19 protein-coding genes and 1 pseudogene are annotated in these 15,531 nt (G+C 61.5%); 8 read left to right on the top strand and 12 right to left on the bottom strand.

Features of this window, described 5'->3' with window-relative positions; all coding sequences use genetic code 11:
• Positions 1-13: 13 nt before the first annotated feature.
• The 6 genes and pseudogenes from IAE39_RS07245 (at position 14) to IAE39_RS07230 (ending at position 4,047) form a co-directional block, all read left to right on the top strand.
• Positions 14-1,339, top strand: a complete 1,326-nt coding sequence (locus tag IAE39_RS07245; RefSeq protein ID WP_201200894.1) for an iron-containing redox enzyme family protein — start codon at positions 14-16, stop codon at positions 1,337-1,339.
• A complete protein-coding gene (locus IAE39_RS07240; RefSeq protein WP_201200781.1) occupies positions 1,339-2,292 on the top strand; it encodes a methyltransferase in 954 nt (317 codons plus the stop codon). Before IAE39_RS07245 ends, IAE39_RS07240 begins: the two co-directional genes overlap by 1 nt.
• A gap of 7 nt (positions 2,293-2,299) precedes the next feature.
• The gene (locus IAE39_RS07235) at positions 2,300-3,406 is read left to right on the top strand and encodes a carboxylate-amine ligase (RefSeq protein WP_201200780.1); all 1,107 of its coding nucleotides are present in this window, start codon (positions 2,300-2,302) and stop codon (positions 3,404-3,406) included.
• A gap of 119 nt (positions 3,407-3,525) precedes the next feature.
• Positions 3,526-3,675, top strand: a complete 150-nt coding sequence (locus IAE39_RS29965) for a PSPA7_2676 family Cys-rich small protein (RefSeq protein ID WP_328825558.1) — start codon at positions 3,526-3,528, stop codon at positions 3,673-3,675.
• Positions 3,676-3,678: 3 nt separating this feature from the next.
• Positions 3,679-3,817, top strand: a pseudogene (locus IAE39_RS29620) (phosphotransferase system, HPr-related protein); the annotation flags it as partial.
• Positions 3,817-4,047 carry a metallothionein gene (locus IAE39_RS07230; RefSeq protein ID WP_201200779.1) on the top strand — a complete coding sequence of 77 codons (231 nt, stop codon included), beginning with the start codon at positions 3,817-3,819 and terminating at the stop codon, positions 4,045-4,047. The pseudogene IAE39_RS29620 and the gene IAE39_RS07230, both read left to right, overlap by 1 nt.
• A 96-nt stretch (positions 4,048-4,143) precedes the next feature.
• Here the strand turns inward: IAE39_RS07230 and IAE39_RS07225 are convergent, their stop codons facing one another.
• From IAE39_RS07225 to IAE39_RS07190, 8 genes are all read right to left on the bottom strand, one after another.
• Complete coding sequence (locus tag IAE39_RS07225; RefSeq protein ID WP_201200778.1) at positions 4,144-4,572, bottom strand: hypothetical protein; 429 nt, start codon at positions 4,570-4,572, stop codon at positions 4,144-4,146.
• 27 nt (positions 4,573-4,599) lie between these two features.
• The gene (locus tag IAE39_RS07220; RefSeq protein ID WP_201200776.1) at positions 4,600-5,559 is read right to left on the bottom strand and encodes a lysylphosphatidylglycerol synthase domain-containing protein; all 960 of its coding nucleotides are present in this window, start codon (positions 5,557-5,559) and stop codon (positions 4,600-4,602) included.
• On the bottom strand, positions 5,559-6,761 hold the full coding sequence (gene clsB, locus IAE39_RS07215) for a cardiolipin synthase ClsB (RefSeq protein ID WP_201200775.1): 1,203 nt from the start codon (positions 6,759-6,761) through the stop codon (positions 5,559-5,561). The genes IAE39_RS07220 and clsB overlap by 1 nt, the downstream gene beginning before the upstream one ends.
• Complete coding sequence (locus IAE39_RS07210; RefSeq protein ID WP_201200773.1) at positions 6,758-7,531, bottom strand: endonuclease/exonuclease/phosphatase family protein; 774 nt, start codon at positions 7,529-7,531, stop codon at positions 6,758-6,760. The genes clsB and IAE39_RS07210 overlap by 4 nt, the downstream gene beginning before the upstream one ends.
• Entirely contained in the window at positions 7,528-8,445 is a 918-nt protein-coding gene (locus IAE39_RS07205; protein ID WP_201200770.1) for a DUF72 domain-containing protein, read from the bottom strand. The genes IAE39_RS07210 and IAE39_RS07205 overlap by 4 nt, the downstream gene beginning before the upstream one ends.
• Positions 8,446-8,560: 115 nt before the next feature.
• Positions 8,561-8,941, bottom strand: coding sequence for a termination factor Rho (locus tag IAE39_RS07200; protein ID WP_201200768.1), 381 nt, complete (start codon positions 8,939-8,941; stop codon positions 8,561-8,563).
• A 96-nt stretch (positions 8,942-9,037) separates the two neighbouring features.
• A complete protein-coding gene (locus tag IAE39_RS07195) occupies positions 9,038-9,289 on the bottom strand; it encodes a hypothetical protein (protein WP_201200765.1) in 252 nt (83 codons plus the stop codon).
• Positions 9,290-9,312: 23 nt separating this feature from the next.
• A complete protein-coding gene (locus IAE39_RS07190) occupies positions 9,313-9,813 on the bottom strand; it encodes a DUF4142 domain-containing protein (protein WP_201200762.1) in 501 nt (166 codons plus the stop codon).
• Positions 9,814-10,159: 346 nt separating this feature from the next.
• Here IAE39_RS07190 and IAE39_RS07185 point away from each other — a divergent pair, with 346 nt between their 5' ends.
• Positions 10,160-10,684 (top strand): cupin domain-containing protein, encoded by a 525-nt coding sequence (locus IAE39_RS07185; protein WP_201200760.1) that lies wholly within the window; start codon positions 10,160-10,162, stop codon positions 10,682-10,684.
• A 167-nt stretch (positions 10,685-10,851) separates the two neighbouring features.
• Here the strand turns inward: IAE39_RS07185 and IAE39_RS07180 are convergent, their stop codons facing one another.
• The 3 genes from IAE39_RS07180 to IAE39_RS07170 all read right to left on the bottom strand — a co-directional run bounded on the left by IAE39_RS07180 (position 10,852) and on the right by IAE39_RS07170 (position 13,334).
• Positions 10,852-11,859 carry a zinc-binding alcohol dehydrogenase family protein gene (locus tag IAE39_RS07180; RefSeq protein ID WP_201200758.1) on the bottom strand — a complete coding sequence of 336 codons (1,008 nt, stop codon included), beginning with the start codon at positions 11,857-11,859 and terminating at the stop codon, positions 10,852-10,854.
• Between the two features lie 135 nt (positions 11,860-11,994).
• A complete protein-coding gene (locus IAE39_RS07175; RefSeq protein ID WP_201200755.1) occupies positions 11,995-12,513 on the bottom strand; it encodes a carboxymuconolactone decarboxylase family protein in 519 nt (172 codons plus the stop codon).
• Positions 12,510-13,334, bottom strand: coding sequence for an SDR family NAD(P)-dependent oxidoreductase (locus IAE39_RS07170; protein ID WP_201200739.1), 825 nt, complete (start codon positions 13,332-13,334; stop codon positions 12,510-12,512). The genes IAE39_RS07175 and IAE39_RS07170 overlap by 4 nt, the downstream gene beginning before the upstream one ends.
• Before the next feature lie 104 nt (positions 13,335-13,438).
• Here IAE39_RS07170 and IAE39_RS07165 point away from each other — a divergent pair, with 104 nt between their 5' ends.
• Positions 13,439-14,389 (top strand): GlxA family transcriptional regulator, encoded by a 951-nt coding sequence (locus tag IAE39_RS07165; RefSeq protein WP_201200737.1) that lies wholly within the window; start codon positions 13,439-13,441, stop codon positions 14,387-14,389.
• Positions 14,390-14,424: 35 nt separating this feature from the next.
• Here the strand turns inward: IAE39_RS07165 and IAE39_RS07160 are convergent, their stop codons facing one another.
• Positions 14,425-15,270, bottom strand: coding sequence for an alpha/beta fold hydrolase (locus IAE39_RS07160; RefSeq protein WP_201200735.1), 846 nt, complete (start codon positions 15,268-15,270; stop codon positions 14,425-14,427).
• Between the last annotated feature and the right edge of the window lie 261 nt (positions 15,271-15,531).

The following is a 15,531-nucleotide window of genomic DNA, read 5'->3' as shown; positions in this document are numbered from 1 at the left end:
CGAGGTTCAAGGCATGGTGGTAATGACGCATGCAGGTACCACGACCCATAAGGCCAGCACAGGGCTGGAACATCGCTATCGAGCGCTACTTGAGGGCCATGAACCGACTAGTGGGGCCTGGCTGGAGGAGCAATTGCGCCATGCCCGTCTGCTTGCCGACGATTTGCCAGATGATCCTGGGCTACTTACGCAATGGGCCGATGCCCATGCAGGGGGTGTCGCCAAAGGGCATGCGGCCTATCTGAAACACCGGCTTCAGGGCGGGGCGCGGCGTTATTTCGCCAACCGAGCCCATGCCTTGTGGTTCCTGCAGCAAGTCGCGCCGACCAAGGCGGTCGACGGTGCGTGGCTGCACGGAACCCTATCGCACTGGCAGGATCCGCGCTTCCACGGGCTGATCCGCACCTTCTTGGAAGAGCTCGGGGACGGCGACCCTCGCTGCAACCACGTGCTGATTTATCAGCGCTTGCTCAGCCGTCTGGGGTGCTCGCAGGAGCGGCCACTTGACCCTGCTCGTTACCTGCAGGGCACGCTGCAATTGGCGCTGGGGCAGCACTGCCAGCGATTCTTGCCGGAAGTAATCGGTTACAACCTGGGTTACGAGCAACCGCCCTTGCACCTGCTGATCACCACCCATGAGCTGGCCGAGCTGGGTATCGACGCCCATTACTTTCAGTTGCATGTGACCATCGATAATGCCGCCAGCGGCCATGCGCGACGCGCCGTGGAGTGCTTCTCCGAGCTGGCGCGGGATCAGGGGCCGGCGTTCTATGAGCGCGTGAGGCACGGCTACCGGCTCAATAACCTGGGCACCGACACGCCCGCGCTGATCGCGTCGTTCGACGTGCAGGCCGAGTTGCTAAGTGCACTGGAACGCAAGCGCATCTATGGACAGTGCATGCATTCGGACCGCTGTCGCCTGCAAGGACGCACCATCAACGAGTGGCTTGCTGAGCCCGGCGCGGTGCCCGGGTTTCTTGAAGCCTTACAGGCGCAAGGTTGGATCAAGCGTGACAACGATCCTGAGCAAAGCCGCTTCTGGTCGCTGATCGAGGGGCCGGTTGCGGCCATGTTCGGTGTGTTTGATGCCTATGAAAAGCAGCTTTGGCATGACTGGATAGCTGGCTCCTGGCAAGGTGCCGGAATGCGTCGGGTGCCGCCAGGGCAGTGGGAGCATGGCTTGCAGCTGGACGATGATGTCTCTAGCACGTCCAAGGTATCGGACATACCTGCGCTGATCGATGCAATGGCCGGCAATCGGCACGCCACTCCCGAAGGCCTGCACGCCACCCGTGCGTTCATCCAGGCCACCGGTTTGATGCACGGAGGTCTTCATTGATGCTGCTCGACCAGGATGAGATTCGTGCCGATGAGGCCTTGCTGCAATTGGGCAAGCGCTTGCGCGCCGACGGCTATCGTTTCACCTGCGTGACGCCGGCGACCCAAGCCAGGGTCAATGCCCGAGCCGAGGCGCAGCAGGCTTGTACCTTGCGTGATGTGTTCGGCTGGAGTAGACCGTTCGCCGCGTCACTGCTCAGCCACGATGAACTGGAGCAGCTGCGCCTCGCTGGCGTGCTGCAAGCCCAGGGGGCGCTGTGGTGCAGCAACGTGCGCTGGTCCAGCCTGGATGACCTGCTGCTGGTTCATTCCGCCTGGCCTACGGACAGCCGCGATGCCGTGTTCTTCGGCCCGGACAGCTACCGGTTCGCCCAGCTGATCCACGATCACCTCAGAAGCACGCCCGAGCGCGTGCAGCATGCCGTCGACATCGGCTGCGGCAGCGGTGTCGGGGCATTGCTGATCGCGCGCGCCGCGCAGCATGCGCAGGTCTGCGCGGTGGACATCAACCCCTTGGCCTTGCGCCATACTGCCATCAATGCTGCCTTGGCCGGTGTGGCCAATGTCTCGGTGGAGCGCAGCGACCTGCTCGATGACATCGCAGGTACGTTCGACCTGATCGTCGCCAACCCGCCGTACATGCTCGACGCCGGCCAGCGCGCCTACCGCCACGGCGGCGGCGCACTGGGCGCCGAGTTGTCGCTGCGCATTGTCGAGCAGGCCCGTGAGCGCCTGTCGCCCGGTGGCACGTTGTTGCTGTACACCGGTGTCGCCATCGTCGAGGGGCGCGATGCGCTGCTCGAAGCCATGCGCCTGCGCCTGGCAGGCCCTGAGTTCAGCTGGTTCTATCGCGAGCTGGACCCAGACGTATTCGGTGAGCAATTGCTTGAGCCCGGTTACGAGCAGGTCGAGCGCATTGCCGCCGTGGCCCTGACTGTAACCCGTCGCGGCTGATAGCGTTGTGGGGCGCCAGTGCACGTTTGGCATCGAGGAAGAATACCTGCTGGTGAAGCTGGCCACCGGGCAGGTCATGGCGGCGCCGTCCGTAGCCGTGGCCCGCTGTTGTCGGGATGCATTGGGCCCGTGGTTCGCCGAAGAAATGTTCCACAGCCAGATAGAGATCGCTTCGCCGGTATTCGACGCACTGCACCAGGCACGTGATTTCTTTGGCGAGCGGCGCCAGCGCCTGGCCCAGGCGCTGGCCGACGAGGGCGCCGGCCTGTACGGCGCGGCAAGCCACCCAAGCGCCCAGTGGCTGCGCCAGCACCCACGTGGCACACCGCACTATCGCCAGTTGTTCGACGATTACCAGCTGGTGGCCCGGCGCAGCCTGTTGAATGGCCTACACGTGCACGTCGGTGTACCAGTGGGCATCGATCGGATGCGGGTGATCAACCGGGTGCTGTACTGGCTGCCCTTGTTGTTGGCGCTCAGCACTTCGTCTGCGTATTGGGGAGGTGAGGATACCGGCTACATGAGCTACCGCCGCGCAGTGTGCGGGGAATGGCCGCACATGGGCCTGCCAGAGCCGTTGCCGGACTGGAGCGCTTACCAGCGCTACAGGGCATTGCTGCAACGGACCGGCAGCCTGGCCGAGGACGGCGACTTCTGGTGGGCGATCAGGCCCTCGAGGCGGTTTCCGACGGTCGAACTGCGTATCTGCGATGGTTGCCCGCGGCTGGAAGATGCCCTGGCCGTCGCCGGCCTGTTTCGCCACCTTGTCGAGCAGGCGCTGACCCGCCACGATGACCCCGCCAACCGCGAGATGCGCTGGGTCACCCAGGAAAACTACTGGCGCGCCCTGCGTCAGGGCCGTCTGGCCACCTTCATCGGTGTCCACGAGCAACAGCCGGTCAGCGCCGAGGGCTGGCTGAGGCAGTTGCAACTGCAATGCCCGCCGGACACCGCCGATGCCGAGCGTTCATTCGTTCATGCCCGGCTTATCCTGCGAGAGGGCAGCAGTGCCGATCGCCAGCGCCAAGCCTTCGCGCTGGCCCGTGAACAGGGCCTGGATAACCGCCAGGCGATACGCGCAGTGGCCGGGCAGGTGATGAGCGACCATCGGTAGAGCCGGTGACAAACCGCTGCCCTGATGGGCTGACCGGGAAATCCGGATAAACCTTCGCGGCGCTGCGCAGTCAGTTTCAGTAAGGGCCCGGATGGTCCTGAGGGCCAGGGAGGTGGTTGATGAAACTCTTCTGCCTGCTGCGGAACTGCCAATGGCGAAGCCTGCTGGTATGTGAAGTCGCCGGGCTTCACTGCCAATGTTGCGAACGTAGTGGCGCGCTGCGCTACAGCCAGCCCGGTCACCCTTCAATGTGTAGGAGCGCTCCATGACCCGGCAATGTGAACAAGGCCTTGCGCCAACTAGATGGCCACGAGGTCGGTGGCGGTTTCGGCCTGGACGAGGCCGAACTGGCGCGCTTAGCGCCGCTGGACCGATGATGTGGTGCCCGATGACGAAGGGAGAGAGCCGTGATGAATGAGCAACGTTGTTCCTGCACCCATTGTTCTTGCACCGTGGATGCCAATGCTGTGGTCCAGGATGGCAAGGCCTATTGCTGCGAGGCCTGTGCAAAGGGCCATCGCAATGGCGAACCCTGTCGAATGAGCGACTGCAAGTGTGGTGAGTTAGCTCAGTCGAAAGAGTCCAATGTCGATAATGCACTGGATGAAACTTTCCCGGCGAGCGATCCGATTTCGCCATGAGCCTAGATGCTTGTAGATGTGAGACGGGAGAGCGACAGGATGTGGTGTAGATCATGTAGAGACTCACCCGTCACGCATCTGGTTTGGGTGACTCACTCAATGGGTTTGCCAGACACCGTTGTTGCGTTCGCAGTCGCTGCGGGCCTGGCCCAGGCCGGAAGTGTCGTAGTAGTAGGTGATTATCCGCGCATCCTTGGGTAGTGCAGGGCGGGTGGCAGGTTCATCACGTCCAGCGGCATCGGGGTTGGCCAGTGTCTCCTGCGTCAGTGGCGCGATACAGCTGCCAACGCTGCCGTCGGCGCAACGCTCCACCCGACGCTTTTCGTTGTTCAACATCTCTTTACTTTCGTTGCTGCACGACCAGGCAATCGCCTCCGCGGGCATGTTGCTGTATCTGTAACAGGTGTGTTGCTGCACTGGTTTGACCGCCTCGCTGGATGAGCGGGTGACCACGTCGCAACCTTCGGCCAACACCTGCCCACTGCTCAAAATTCCCAATAGTGCCATGTACAGAGCGAATCGCATGATATACCTCCCGGGCACCAGGGCCCGTCAGCGCTTATCGATGGCTGCCTCGGCCTGTCGGCGCAAGGCCTTGGCGCGCTTCTCGAGGATCAGGTAGGTAACCACCGCCAACAGCAGCGGGATCAGGTAGTACAGCGTTCGATAGCCCAGCAGCGCTGCGATCAGGGTGCCTTGGCCGAGCTGGCCGTGGAGCAGCGCCAGGAATACGGCTTCCAGTACGCCGAGCCCTGCGGGAATGTGGGCGACCACCCCGGCCACGCAACTGATCAGCAATACACCTAGCACCGAGGGATAGAACAGCTCGGGCGGCAGCAGCAGGTGAATCAGCGCTGCCATCAGCGCCCAGTTGCTTGCGCCCAGGGCCACCTGGCACAGCGCCATACGCAGGCTCGGCAGGGTGACTTCGTGGCCGCGCAGCGCCCACGTGCGCCGCTTGGCACAGGCGCAGGCGCACAGGTAGGCTAACGCCACCGCCACCATCAATACGCCGATCAGGCGCAGGCCGCTGGCACCGACCGCCCAGCTTTCCGGCAGCTTGACCAGGCCCAAGGCGAATACCGTGCCGGCCAGCAGCAAGTAGCCCATCCAGTTGGTCAACAGCCCCAAGGTGAGGATGCGGGTGATGGTCGGGGTATCCAGGCCCAGCCGGCTGTACAGGCGATAACGCAGGGCCACACCGCCGACCCAGGTGGTGAAGTTGAGGTTGAATGCATAGCAGACGAACGCTACCGGCAGTACCTGGCGAGCCGGCAAGCGGTGACCGGTGTAGGCGCGGGCGAGCAGGTCGTAACTGGCGAATACCAGGTAGCTGCACAGGGCCAGCAGCAGCCCCAAGGCCAGGGTTGAGGACCGGTAGGCCAGCAGTGACTGGCGCACTTCATTCCAGTCCAGGTTACGCGCCAGGGTGACCAGCAGTACCGGTATCAACAGCAAAAACAGCACGGTCAGCAAGCGTTTGGCCCAGGTCGTCCAGCGTGTAGTGGCCATCAGGTCTTGCCCCCGTGGTAGTCGGCCGGGGCCTGGTCGTCGGCTTGCAGCGACTGCAGGCGCTGCCGGTGCGCCGGAAACCAGCCGGCAATCCGCGGGAAATAGCGCGTGATGTGGAAACCCAGGAAGATCAACGGGGCACGCCACCAATAACCACGCACCATGCGCTCCAGCGTTACGGTCTTGCAGTGCTCCCGGCTCAGTTCGGTCAGATGCTGGTACAGCTGTTCGTTGAACGCAGGGTCGCGGATCAGCAGGTTGGCCTCAAGGTTGAACGACAGGCTCAGCGGGTCGAGGTTGCTTGAGCCTACGGTGGACCAGTCGTTATCCACCAACGCAACCTTGCCGTGAAGCGGCCGCTGGCAGTACTCATGGATGCGCACGTCGTCGCGCAACAAGTAGTTGTAGAGCAGCCGCGAGAGCGCGCGAACCCAGCGCATGTCCGGTTGCCCCTGGAGGATCAGCGTTACCTCGACCCCGCGCCGGGCGGCGTTGCGCAGTTCGCGCAGCAAGCGGTAGCCGGGGAAGAAGTAGGCGTTGGCCACGACGATACGTTGCCTTGCTTCACGGAAAACCTGCAAATAGCAGGCTTCGATATCGTTGCGATGGCGCTGGTTGTCGCGTTCCACCAGCACGGCGCTGGCCGGGCCTGAAGCGATGCCATTCGGCTGAAGCCTGCTGGCAGCATCCAGCACCGGTGCGAGCATGCGGCAGGAAGAAGCATGCACTTGGGCCACCACCGGGCCGACGACCTCCACGGCGTAGTCCTGCTTGGCCTGCGGGCCGAAGTCACCCAGGTGGTCGGCACTGTAATTCAGGCCGCCGATGAAGGCGCGTTGCCCGTCGATCACCACAATCTTGCGGTGCAGGCGGCGAAACAGGTTGGTGCGCATGCCCACCAGCCGTGGTTGCGGATCGAACGCATGGAAACGCACGCCGGCCTCGGTCAGCGAGGCGATGAAATCATCAGGCAGGTCGGCGGTGCCGTAGCCGTCCACCGCCACTTCGACCCGCACCCCGCGCCGCGCGGCATCGATCAGGGCGTGGCGCAAGGGTTGGCCGACCTTGTCGTCGTAGATGATGAAGGTTTCCAAAAGGATCTCTTCGCGTGCCTGGGCCATGGCCTCGAAGACGCTGGGATAGTACTGCTCTCCGTTTATCAGCAACTGGACGCGGTTGCCGTCGCACCAAGGCTGCTTCATAGCGTCACCTGCGCCACCAGCGGGGCATGGTCGGAGAGGTGGGACCATGGGTATCTGGATAACACCCGTGCCTGGGCAGCACGGGCATTGCGCAGGTAGATGCGGTCCAGGCGCAGCATCGGCAGGCGCGCGGGAAAGCTGCGTGGCGGCTTGCCGAAGGCTTCCACCAAGTGGCCCGACAGCCGCGCATCCGCTTTCAGGCGCCAGTCGTTGAAGTCGCCGGCGACGATGACCGGCTCATCCGGCGGCAGGCTGTCAAGCAACGCGAGCAGCAGGCCGACCTGACGCTGACGATGCTCTTCGCGCAGGCCCAGGTGCACGCAGACGGTGTGCACCTGTTCATGGCCCGGCACTTCCAGCTGGCAGTGCAGCAGACCGCGCTCTTCGTTGCCATGGACTGAAACGTCCAGATTGTCGTGGGCACGGATGGGAAATTTGGACAGCAGCGCGTTGCCATGGTCGCCATGGGGGTAAACCGCATTGCGTCCATAGGCGAACTGCGGCCACATGCTGTCGGCGAGAAACTCGTACTGGGGTGTCTGTGGCCACGTCGGATGGCGCTCGGCATGTTGCCGATGACTGCCGTGCACCTCCTGGAGAAACACCAGGTCGGCGCCGGTCGAGCGTACCGCCTCGCGCAGTTCCGGCAAGATGAAGCGGCGGTTGAACAGGGTGAAGCCCTTGTGCACATTGAGGGTCAGTACCGTCAGGCGATGCACGGCGGTGACCTTGTCGATGATGCCGCGGGGGGCGGGCAGTGTCCGGTTCATAGCGGCTCCTGCGGCTCGACGCCTGGTTCGGTAGCCAGCTCGCCGCCAAGGCCCAGCTTGTCCAGCAGGCGGCGGGCATCGTAAGGGGCATGGACTTTCTGGTCGTTGTCGAAGTAGCAGTACACATCACGCGACGTACGTTTTGCAGGGGCGCGGCGTACCACGCGCTTAGCATCCTCCGGCTGGCCGCCCGCAGCCCAGGCCTGGATACGCAGGCGCCAGCGGCGCAGCGCGCTGGCCGTATAGCCGCTGCTGTACAGCTCGACATCGCCATGCAGGCGCAAGTATACGAAGTCGGCCGTGACCTCTTCGACACAGGGCCATTTGCCGGCGCTGTCGGCGACCACCAAGGCAACCTTGTGCTTGCGCAACAGGTCGATGAAGGTGTTGCAGAGGAAGCTGGGGTGGCGGATCTCCACGGCGTGGCGCAGGCGCGCATTACCCGGCACGACAATGCCGCCGTTGCCTTGCAGGCGTTCCGCGGCGTGGCGGGCAAGGCTGCGGGCGGCTTTGCGGTCGTGGGGCAGCTTGGCCAGAAAGTCGCTGAAGCGCTGCGCGTCGAATTTCAGGTTTGGCGGAAACTGCCACAGGAAGGGGCCCAGTTTGTCACCCAGCAGCAACGGGCCCGATGCGAAGAAATTGGCAAGCGCCTCGTCGACCTCGCGCAGCCTGCGGACATGGGTGATGTAGCGCGGCGCCTTGACCGCGAACACGAAGCCTGGCGGTGTCTGATTACGCCACTTGCCATAGCGCTCCGGGGTTTGCAGCGCGTAGAAGGAGCCGTTGATTTCGATGCTGTTGACTGCCCGCGAGGCGAACGTCAGCTCGTCGTCCTGGCGCAGCCCCTCTGGGTAGAAGTCCTTGCGCCATGGGCCATAGCGCCAACCGGAAATACCAATGCGGATCTCGCTCACCGTTGCCCCCCGCGTTCATGCACTCATCAGTAGCGACCGGCAGCGGTAAAGAGGGGTTCAGCATGATTGACGAGTGGCTCAGGGTTGGGCCATGCACTGCTCAACTTTGCCCTGGTCAATTCTGTTTGCCCAGGGCTTCCACCAATTGGGCTTTGTTCATGGTTGAACGCCCCTTGATGCCTTTGCTGCGCGCCTCCTTCAGAAGGCTTTGCTTGGTTTGCGATTCCAGCGAAACGTGTGAAGTACGTGAATGCCCCTGACGAGATTTCGCGGCGCGTTTGGCCGAATCCGAACGTGCAGAATCTTTCGCCTGCAGTGATGTCTTGCTGCCCGCACCTCCCGGCTTTTCACCGCCGCCGGATTGTTTGTTAACGGTGGCCCAGGCGCGTGCTTCGGCTTCATCCTTGCCGACGCCTTTGTCCTCGTATGATTGCTCGATGTTCTGGGCCTTGCGTTTCTGCTTGTCGGTATATTTGTCTTTGTCACCGCGTGGCATGGTATTCACTCCTGAGTAAATTGCCTGAAACCCTGGCCGATGTGGTGATCAACAGCAGGCAGCAGTAGAAGGGACCGCGGCGCGGTCCCGCTCGCGTCAGCTCTCCAATTGGCGAGCCGCCTCGACCCCTGCTGCTGACAGCTTGATCGGGTAACTCATGGTCACCTCATGGTCAGCGCTGACCGCTACACTGCCATCCTGAATCAGACCGTGCTCCTGAAGTGTCTTGAGCATGCCGGCCACGGCTTTCTCGCCCCGATAATTGTCCAACACTTCCTTGCCCAGCCCATGGGGATGGGTGTGCAGCAACCGCGTCAGTACTTCAGTACGTAATTCGTCATTGCTCATCTTTGACCTCACTCGGCTGCAGGTTATTTACCGTGGGTGGTCTGCAACGCTTTGGCCTGCTCCAAATGGTGCTCGAGGGTTGGCAATTTATCGCTGGCGAACGCCTTCAGTTCAGGTTTGTCGGATGACGCGGCTTCCTTCTTGAAGAGTTCCACTGCCTTCTCGTGAGCGTCGACCTGGTTGTTCACATATGATTTGTCGAACGACTCTTCGCGCCATTCGAGGATCATTTTCTTGACCTTGTCCGTCAGTGCCGCATCGTCTGGCACGCTGATATCCAGCTTGCGGGCGATGTCGCCTAGCTCCTGATTGGCTTTGGTATGGTCGGTCACCATTTGCTGGGCAAATTTCTTGATGTCGGCACTCTGGCTCTTTTCCAGCGCCAGATTGCCGGTGACCACTTCGGCGATGCCGGCCTCGGTGGCTGCATCGACAAAGTCATCCGAAGAGGCGGCTTGTGCCTGTAGCGAAGCCAGGCTCATCAATAGCGTGATGCCTGCGAGTTTCAGGAATGGCTGGTGCATGTCTGACTCCTTCGTTCAGTGGGCGCGACCTCAATGTCGCAATCGGTTGAGCCGCAGGAGCGAGTAAAGGTTTAGTTTTTCTTCGAGCCAGATGCTGTAGTGCGGGGCGGCACATCGGTCTTGAACTCGATCAGAACCGGCCGATCGGCGGCCAGGGCTTTTCCCAGGCGCTGGCGATCTGATCTTCACGGTCAACGAAAATGTCATGCAGGCCAATAGAGATGGCGAACAGTTGATAGGGCACGTCGGGGCTCGACTTTCAACAGGTTGTACATCGTCAGCCCGCAGGAACCCCGGGATAGGTCTGGCTTCACAAGTACATCGCCTACCTGATCAGGATGCCCTCATGTTTGCCATCGACAGCAACACCCAGCCCCTGCAGGCCCTGCGGTTCGAGGACGATGGTGCGACGCCTAATAGCCGCTTCCCCGTGTTGCTCTACCGGCTGCAACTTGCGCCTGCGCATGACAATGCCGGCGCGTTCGAGACCTTGTTCGCCGCTCATCAATGGACCCCGCTGTGGCGTGCCGGGATTTTCGATTACCACCATTTTCACCCCAATGCGCACGAGGTGCTGGGCGTTGCCCGCGGCCAGGCTCGGATAATGTTGGGCGGTGCAGCGGGGCAGGCGCTGACGGTCAAGGCGGGTGATGTTCTGGTTTTACCCGCAGGGACGGGGCATCGTTGCATGGTGTCCAGCGACGACTTTCTGGTCGTGGGCGCCTATCCCCAAGGGCAGGAAGATTACGATATCCAGCGACCAGAAGTTGCCGCTCACCAGCAGGCACTGGCACGTATCGCCCGAGTGCCACACCCTGAGCAGGACCCAGTGAGCGGAATTCATGGTGCCCTGATGAGACTCTGGCAGTGATCAGAACCAAACGAGAAGACTGCTGAGCCAATCCGGTTTCACGAAACACCCACTGTGGCTGCCGAGCGAGAGCTGCCTCGGGGAAAGCTGCGCTCCGGGCTTGCCATTGATTGAGCGGCTTGCTTCATCTTGAAGGTATTACGCGCGGGCCTTTTTCAAAGCGGTGTCTAAAAGCCCTCCAGAACAATTTTGCCTCGGGCCTTGCCGCTTTCGAGCAGGGCGTGGGCACGTTTGAGGTTGTCGGCACATATGCCGCCGAAATGCTCCCCGACAGTCGTTTTCAGTATCCCCTCATCGACCAGCTGTGAAACACGTTCGAGCAACTGGTGCTGCTTGATCATGTCCTCGGTCTTGTACAAGGAGCGGGTGAACATGAGCTCCCAGTGCAGTGACAGCGATTTGCGCTTGAGCGGCATGACATCCAGTTGCGCCGGGTCATCGATCAATGCGAGCTTGCCTTGCGGACGAAGCACTTCCACCAATTGCGGCAGGTAAGAGTCGGTGTGCGTCAGGCTGATTACATAATCAATCGGATTCAGTTTGAGCGCCTCCAGCTGAAGCGGGATCGACTCGGAGTGATCAATCACATGATGGGCGCCCAGATCATTGACCCAGGCTTGAGTCTCAGGTCTTGAGGCCGTGCCTATCACTGTAAGCTGCGTCAACTTGCTTGCCAGCTGTACCAGGATCGAGCCCACTCCGCCAGCCGCCCCGACCACCAGCAGGGTTTGACCTCTGCCGCCATTTTCTTCGACGGCCAAACGGTCGAACAGCAACTCCCAGGCCGTGATGGACGTCAGCGGCAGGGCGGCGGCACTGGCGTTGTCCAGGCGCTTGGGCTTGTGGCCGACGATTCGCTCGTCCACCACATGGAACTGGCTGTAGCTGCCGGGCCGATCTATGGCTCCGGCGTAGAACACTTCATCCCCTGGCCTGAACAGGGTGACCTCTGGGCCCGTCTCACGGACCACACCGACAGCATCCCAGCCGAGCACTTGGGGTTGCTCGCCACCGCGGCTGGCCCGAATCTTGGTATCGACCGGGTTGACGGCAATCGCCCTGACGTCGACAAGCAGGTCACGGGCGCCGACCTTTGGCTCCGGGAGCTCCGCGTCATACAGAGACTGAGCGTCCTGAATAGGTAATCCGGGTTGTGTGTAGACGACAGCCTTCATGGCGCTACCTCTATGAGAATCAAAAGTGGACACAGGTTATTCGCTTCGATTAACGCGAAAAACAGCCTAAAAGCAGTAAGACTTTCTCGCTTGTAATGAAAGTGGTGAGGCGCTGGCGACGCCTCGCGCAGCCCCTCACGTGCCGGCAGGTGGGAAATCGATGTCCGTCATGGCCACATTGTTGAGGTAGTTGGTCAGCGTCAGCAGGGCGACCTGGGCGATCACATCGACGATTTTCGCGTCATCCAGCCCTGCTTCCCGCGCCGCCGCCAGCTGCGCATCGCTGACCTGGCCTCGGCTCAGCGTCACCGCTCTGGCGAACGCAGCAACGCCATCGAGTGTGCCGGCACGTGCCGCCAGCAGCTCACCAGCGTCCAAACCTGCCTTGCCGCCAAAGAAGCTGTGTGCGGCGATGCAGTAGTCGCAGCCATTCACCGCTGATGCAGCCAACGCGACAACTTCACGCTCGGCGGGGCTGAGGCTGTTCTTGTTCAAGGCTTGCGACAGCGCAAGATAGCCACCGAGGGCTGCCGGCGAATGGGCGAGGGTGGCGAACGCGTTCGGAATAAAGCCCAAGCCTTTCTCCACGCCCTGCAGGGCACTGCGCGCGGCTGGAGGAGCCTGATCGAGGGTCAGGGCATTGATGCGAGTCATGATTGCGTTTCCTGTGCTGGTGATCCCTTGGCGCTGTAACGCGGGGCAAGCTGGTTACTGGACAACTGGCTGAACAATGCTTGCCGGCTGGCCTCATAGCGCTGGAAAGCGTGCACGTCATGCAGCGACGGGATGGACAGCAGCACATCGTTGTCGAAGTCCTGCAGGGCACCGTCGACCAGATCATGAGCGGACATGACGATGCCGGGATCGAGATTCTCGACAGGCAGGCCGCCGATCTGCCAGAAGTCGGTCGCGGTGGCCCCTGGCAATACCGCCTGGATCTTGATGCCTTTGTCTGCAAGCTCCTTGTGCAGGGATTGGCTGAAGGCGGTGACGTAGGCCTTGCTGCCACCGTAGACACCGTTGAGCAGCTCTGGCGCAAGGCCTGCAATGGACGAGATGTTGATGACGGCGCCTTCCTGACGGGCGACGAAGCCTGGAACGGCAGCGTAGGTAAGGCGGGTCAAGGCGGTGATGTTGAGGCTGATCATTTCGGCCATGCGTTCGACATCACTTTCCATCAGGCTTGTGTGAGTGCCGATACCCGCATTGTTCACCAGCAGGCTGATGCTGGCGTCATCACGTAGTTTGCGTTCGACCTTCACCAGGTCATCTGCTTTGGAAAGGTCAGCCGGGAAAACTTCCACGTTCTGCTGGGTCTCGGTGGTGATCCGGCTGGCCAGGGCGTTGAGGCGCTCCCGGTTGCGAGCCACCAGCACGAGGTCATAGCCCCGGCGAGCCAAACGCTCTGCGTAGATCGAGCCAATCCCGGTGGAGGCGCCGGTAATGAGCGCGGTGCCTTTGAATTGCTGCGTCATGGTCATGCTCCGTTGTTGGGTGTGAAGCCATGATGCAGAAGGTCGCTTTCGTCTTGAATGACGCATAAGATACGTTTTTAGGACATCACCTATGGAGTCATTCGATGCACCGGGTCGGCTATCTGATAACTGAAGGTTTCCAGGTCATGTCTTTGGCCACCCAAGCGGTCTTCGAGTTTGCCAACATCGTTGCCGGTGAAATGGCTTATAAGATCCAGAATTTTTCCATCGAGGGTGGGACTGTGCGCTCCTCGTTGGGGATGTACATGGACACCTTGCCCTTGGGCGCTCCTGGCTTGGCCGACACCTGGATGATCACCGGGACGTTGACGCCGCTGACGCCGCCGAGTGAGGAGGTGCTTGCCAGTGTGCGAGGTTTTGTCGACGGAGCGCGGCGTACGGCAGGCCTGTGCACAGGCTGCTTCGTGTTGGCGCAGGCTGGCGTCCTCGACAATCGGCGGGCAACGACACACTGGGCCTTTGCCAACAAGCTGCGTGAGCTGCACCCGAAAATCGAAGTCGAAGAAGATCGGATTTTCATCGTGGATGGGCCGATATGGACATCTGCGGGCATGACTGCAGCGCTGGATATGGCATTGGGGATGGTGGAAAAGGATCACGGAACGGAGATGGCTCGCTCGGTGGCGCGAAAACTGGTCATGCATCAGCGCCGCTCCGGTGGGCAATCCCAGCATTCCGAACTGCTGACGCTTTCGCCGAAATCTGACCGCATCCAGAGCGCCTTGGATTACGCACGCAAGCATCTTGGCCGGCCACTCAGTGTGGAGGAGCTGGCTGAAGTCGCGCATTTGAGCCCCAGGCAGTTCACACGGGTGTTTACTGCAGAGACGGGCCAGTCACCGGCGAAGGCCGTGGAAAGCCTGCGCCTTGAAGCTGCCCGGCTGATGATCGAGCAGAGTCGCCACAGCTTGGATGTAGTGGCCAGAGAAACGGGTTTCAGAGATCGCCGGCACATGCGAGAAGTGTTCATTCGCGGGCTTGGCGTTCCGCCTCAGGCAGTGCGTAGGGACGCCAGACGAGTTGTGACCGGATGAGGGAGGAATGGCCACCGGGGTGGCCCTCAGTTAAGCTAAGCCGAGATGAAAGCCGCGATGTGATTGGCAGCCGCCTCAGGGTGCTGCATGTGAGGCCCCTGGCCAGCGGCAGGGAAGCTGACGAGCGTCAGCGTCGGCAACTGGCTGCTCAGGGCATACCAGTTTTCGACCGGGAACACGATGTCGTGATCGGCCCCCAGGTGGAGCACGGGAATGGTGGTGCTCTTCAGGGCCTGCAACACCGCCTCGACTGGGAATACGGGGTTCTTCGGCCCGTCTCCGAGTTGCTGAGCGGCCCACTCGACAGGGACTTGGGGGCTGCGATCCTCCTCACGTGAAGTCAGTCGCGCCCAGGCCTTTTCGGCTGCTGCACGACTGTTCTTCGAGGCTGGCTCGAAGAACAAGCGTACGAAATCCTCGAAGTCATTTTCTCGACGAGCCATCTCATAGAACAGGGCTTCACCAGGTTTGACCAGCTGACCGGGTGGCGTCGTACCAATCAGTACGGCATGGCTTACCAACTGTGGCGCCTGCGCCAGCACAACCTGAGCGGCAATTCCCCCGAGTGACCATCCACCAATCACAACCTTGCCGAGCTCCAGCGCCTGGATGAGTTCTATTGCATCCTTGGCCAGTGCTCCGGGGTTGTAGCTCGGTGTGCCGCTTGATTGGCCCAGCCCGCTGTAGTCAAAGACAGTCACCTGAAAACCGCGCCCGGCCAAGTTATCCAGGAACAGCGGATCCCAATCGTCCATGGTGCCGCGATAGCGCACCAGCAATACCAGTGGGCGGCCGCTGCCAATGGTTCGATAAGCCAGGCGACGATCATTCACCTGAACGAATTGGGTAGGAGCAGTAGTGGCAGTGGTTGGAGCCTTCATGATGCTTACATCCTTGATGGAGTTGGCTGCAATCCTGCCCTCCAGAGGGATGTCAATAAACGTCGTTTAAGGGCGTGATTCGGGACGTGCGATCCGAGTTCGTTCGACAATACCGCCTCCCGTGCTGCACTGGATAACGCGCTGGCACGTGAGGTCGTTGAAGAAACTTTCGGGCCACTGGTGGGGCATGCTTTCTGACAGCTGGCGAGATGGTGCATCCTGGACTTCAGTGTAGCGCCATGGCCGTGCTGCGCCCATGGC

Source organism: Pseudomonas sp. S37 (genome assembly GCF_016658545.1).
Taxonomy (GTDB): Bacteria; Pseudomonadota; Gammaproteobacteria; order Pseudomonadales; family Pseudomonadaceae; genus Aquipseudomonas.
This window is presented reverse-complemented; position numbering and strand designations above follow the sequence as displayed.

Bases quoted from the DNA above. Each gene is read 5' to 3' on its own strand.
- IAE39_RS07245 (WP_201200894.1), top strand. From the start codon at position 14: ATGGTGGTAATGACGCATGCAGGTACCACGACCCATAAGGCCAGCACA.
- IAE39_RS07240 (WP_201200781.1), top strand. From the start codon at position 1,339: ATGCTGCTCGACCAGGATGAGATTCGTGCCGATGAGGCCTTGCTGCAA.
- IAE39_RS29965 (WP_328825558.1), top strand. From the start codon at position 3,526: ATGAAACTCTTCTGCCTGCTGCGGAACTGCCAATGGCGAAGCCTGCTG.
- IAE39_RS07230 (WP_201200779.1), top strand. From the start codon at position 3,817: ATGAATGAGCAACGTTGTTCCTGCACCCATTGTTCTTGCACCGTGGAT.
- IAE39_RS07225 (WP_201200778.1), bottom strand. From the start codon at position 4,572: ATGCGATTCGCTCTGTACATGGCACTATTGGGAATTTTGAGCAGTGGG.
- IAE39_RS07220 (WP_201200776.1), bottom strand. From the start codon at position 5,559: ATGGCCACTACACGCTGGACGACCTGGGCCAAACGCTTGCTGACCGTG.
- clsB (WP_201200775.1), bottom strand. From the start codon at position 6,761: ATGAAGCAGCCTTGGTGCGACGGCAACCGCGTCCAGTTGCTGATAAAC.
- IAE39_RS07210 (WP_201200773.1), bottom strand. From the start codon at position 7,531: ATGAACCGGACACTGCCCGCCCCCCGCGGCATCATCGACAAGGTCACC.
- IAE39_RS07200 (WP_201200768.1), bottom strand. From the start codon at position 8,941: ATGCCACGCGGTGACAAAGACAAATATACCGACAAGCAGAAACGCAAG.
- IAE39_RS07195 (WP_201200765.1), bottom strand. From the start codon at position 9,289: ATGAGCAATGACGAATTACGTACTGAAGTACTGACGCGGTTGCTGCAC.
- IAE39_RS07190 (WP_201200762.1), bottom strand. From the start codon at position 9,813: ATGCACCAGCCATTCCTGAAACTCGCAGGCATCACGCTATTGATGAGC.
- IAE39_RS07185 (WP_201200760.1), top strand. From the start codon at position 10,160: ATGTTTGCCATCGACAGCAACACCCAGCCCCTGCAGGCCCTGCGGTTC.
- IAE39_RS07180 (WP_201200758.1), bottom strand. From the start codon at position 11,859: ATGAAGGCTGTCGTCTACACACAACCCGGATTACCTATTCAGGACGCT.
- IAE39_RS07175 (WP_201200755.1), bottom strand. From the start codon at position 12,513: ATGACTCGCATCAATGCCCTGACCCTCGATCAGGCTCCTCCAGCCGCG.
- IAE39_RS07170 (WP_201200739.1), bottom strand. From the start codon at position 13,334: ATGACGCAGCAATTCAAAGGCACCGCGCTCATTACCGGCGCCTCCACC.
- IAE39_RS07165 (WP_201200737.1), top strand. From the start codon at position 13,439: ATGCACCGGGTCGGCTATCTGATAACTGAAGGTTTCCAGGTCATGTCT.
- IAE39_RS07160 (WP_201200735.1), bottom strand. From the start codon at position 15,270: ATGAAGGCTCCAACCACTGCCACTACTGCTCCTACCCAATTCGTTCAG.